This is a genomic window from uncultured Leptotrichia sp., from assembly GCF_938036635.1.
Classification (GTDB): Bacteria; Fusobacteriota; Fusobacteriia; order Fusobacteriales; family Leptotrichiaceae; genus Leptotrichia; species Leptotrichia hongkongensis.
Window position 1 is genome coordinate 1 of the sequence record NZ_CALHQO010000299.1, and the last position, 2,483, is coordinate 2,483.

3 protein-coding genes are annotated in these 2,483 nt (G+C 31.7%); all 3 read right to left on the reverse strand.

What is annotated here, in order from left to right:
• Positions 1-1,108, reverse strand: a 1,108-nt coding sequence (gene dnaJ, locus Q0370_RS06015; protein ID WP_299573405.1) for a molecular chaperone DnaJ, incomplete at its 3' end; no start/stop codon positions are given.
• A gap of 75 nt (positions 1,109-1,183) precedes the next feature.
• Entirely contained in the window at positions 1,184-1,438 is a 255-nt protein-coding gene (locus tag Q0370_RS06020) for a hypothetical protein (RefSeq protein WP_299573407.1), read from the reverse strand.
• A 230-nt stretch (positions 1,439-1,668) separates the two neighbouring features.
• Complete coding sequence (locus Q0370_RS06025; protein ID WP_299573410.1) at positions 1,669-2,400, reverse strand: tetratricopeptide repeat protein; 732 nt, start codon at positions 2,398-2,400, stop codon at positions 1,669-1,671.
• Between the last annotated feature and the right edge of the window lie 83 nt (positions 2,401-2,483).

Here is a 2,483-nt window from a genome sequence, read left to right on the forward strand (position 1 = left end):
TTTTCTTATTGTCAAGTGAGCCGTCAAATTCACGTAAGATTTCTTTTTGTTTATCAGTAAGATTTGTTGGTGTTTCCACTTTTATTTCTACAATTTCATCTCCTCTATTTTCACTTCGGCCATATTTAATTCCTTCATTTCTCAATCTGAATGTTTTTCCATTTTGAGTTCCTTCAGGAATTACTATTTTTTTCTTGCCGTTAAGTGTAGGCACTTCCACTTCTCCACCTAAAATAGCTGTTGTCATTTTTAAAGGCACTTCACAACGAATATCATACTCACTTATTCTTTCAAAAATATCATGTTTTGCAACAGTTATATACACATATAAGTCTCCGAAGATTCCACCATTTGCTCCAGCATTTCCACCTTCTCTTACAACTAATCTTTGTCCTGTTTCTACTCCTGCTGGAAATCTTACTTTTCTTGTATGTGTTTCTCTTTCCAATCCTGTTCCATGACAAGTATGGCATTCTTTTTCAGGAATTTTCCCTGTTCCATGACACTTGTCACATTCCTGTATTCCGCTTGTCATACCAAACAATGTTCTCTGTTGCACTCTTACATGTCCTGAACCATTACATTTATCACATGTTTTCATATTGTGTCCTGGCTCAGCTCCACTTCCATGACAAGTTTTACATTGTCCATCTCTTTTATATTTTAATTCTTTTTCTGTACCAAAAGCTACCTCTTCAAGAGTTAATGTTAAGTTGTATCTCAAATCATCCCCTTGATGAACTCTTGGTCCTTGACTTCGACTTCTTCCACCAAAAAAACTTCCAAAAATATCTCCTAAATCTTCAAAATCAAATCCACCGGCACCTCCGCCAAAGCCTCCAAAGCCTTGTCCACCAAAGCCACCTGCTCCAGTTCCCCCATTTTCAAATGCTGCATGTCCATACTGATCATAAGCTGCCCTTTTTTGTGGATCACTTAATATTTCATTTGCTTCCTGTACTTCCTTAAATTTGGCTTCAGCTTCAGGATTATCCTTATTTCTATCTGGATGATATTTTTTTGCCATACTTCTATACGCTTTTTTTATATCCTGTTCCGAAGCGTTTTTTGGTACGCCAAGCACTTCATAATAATCTCTTTTTGCCATTTTCTATCTTTTATCCTTTCCACTTCTGCAAATTTTATTTAATCTTTCGTTATAATAATATCAATTTTTTTTAACTTAAATACTTCCAAGTAGACTTACCAGTCCAAATAACATAAGCATCTCATTATTTATATTTTCCATACCTCTAAAATATATTAGAAATCCTGGAGATCTATAAAGTATAAGCACTATCATTAATGTAATTAACAAATATAAAGCCCCTGTTACAGGTTCTTTTCCCTTTCCAACTTCTCTTATTTTATTAAAAATCGAGCTAATTGAAATAAATATAAAAACACCGTATAAAAATGACTTAAAACTAATATTCAATGGTAGTACATAAATTAGAATCAGTAGCAAAGTTTCTACAATCGCATTTTCAAATCCAGCCTTTAGTGATTTATTAACAAAAAAACAAACTCCTAATACAATTAGAAAATATATAAATATATTTAAATTTCTTAACTTATTTTATCATAAATAACAATTTTAGTAAATAACATTATTTACAAATTTTTTATAACTTGTTAAAATAAAAAATTAAATGAAAATTTTAAAGACTATTTTAATTTCGCTATTTTTTCTTGAGCTTCCTGACTTCCAGATTTTACAGCTTTTTCATACCATTCCTTAGCTTCTTTTGTATTTTTTTCTACACCTTTTCCAGCTGCATATAAATCTCCAAGTGCTTCGTACATTGGAGCTGTAATTTTATCCATTCTTCCGTCTGTTTTTTTGTAAAGTTCTATTGATCTTGCATAATCTCCTACTTTTTCATGAATTTTACCGAGGTTGTATCGTGAAGTCAAGTCTCCGCTGCTATCTCCAATTTCATAGTAAAATGCAGCATCATCAAGGCTTTTTTTCACACCAAGTCCTTTTTCAGACATTATCCCTAAGTATCTTGGTCCTTTCGTATCTCCACCATCTGTCGCCTTTGAAAATGAATCAAAAGCCTTTTTATAGTCTTTTTCTACACCAAGTCCGTCAAAATAAAGAATTCCGATGTTAGTCATTGCACGGTAGCTTCCTTTTTCAGCAGCTTTTTTACTCCACTCCATAGATTTTTTGTAATCTACTTTTACTCCATTTCCATGAAGATACATTTCTCCAAGTTCAGTCTGTGCCGACACATCTCCTTTTTCAGCTTTTTTCGTTAATTCCTTAAGCTTATCATCCTGTATATTTTCAATCTTCGGCTTGCTTTGAGAATTTTGTGTCTTTTTATCTTTTTTACCACAGCTAAATACTAAAATCAGTATTAATACTGCAATAGTATATTTTTTTTTCATAATTTCCCTCTTTTCTTTCATATCCTTTTCTTTTATTAAAAATTGATATTTATTAATTTTATGTTTTAATAATTATAATATAT

Coding starts and splice junctions, on each gene's coding strand:
- Q0370_RS06025 (WP_299573410.1), bottom strand. CDS start 2,400: ATGAAAAAAAAATATACTATTGCAGTATTAATACTGATTTTAGTATTT.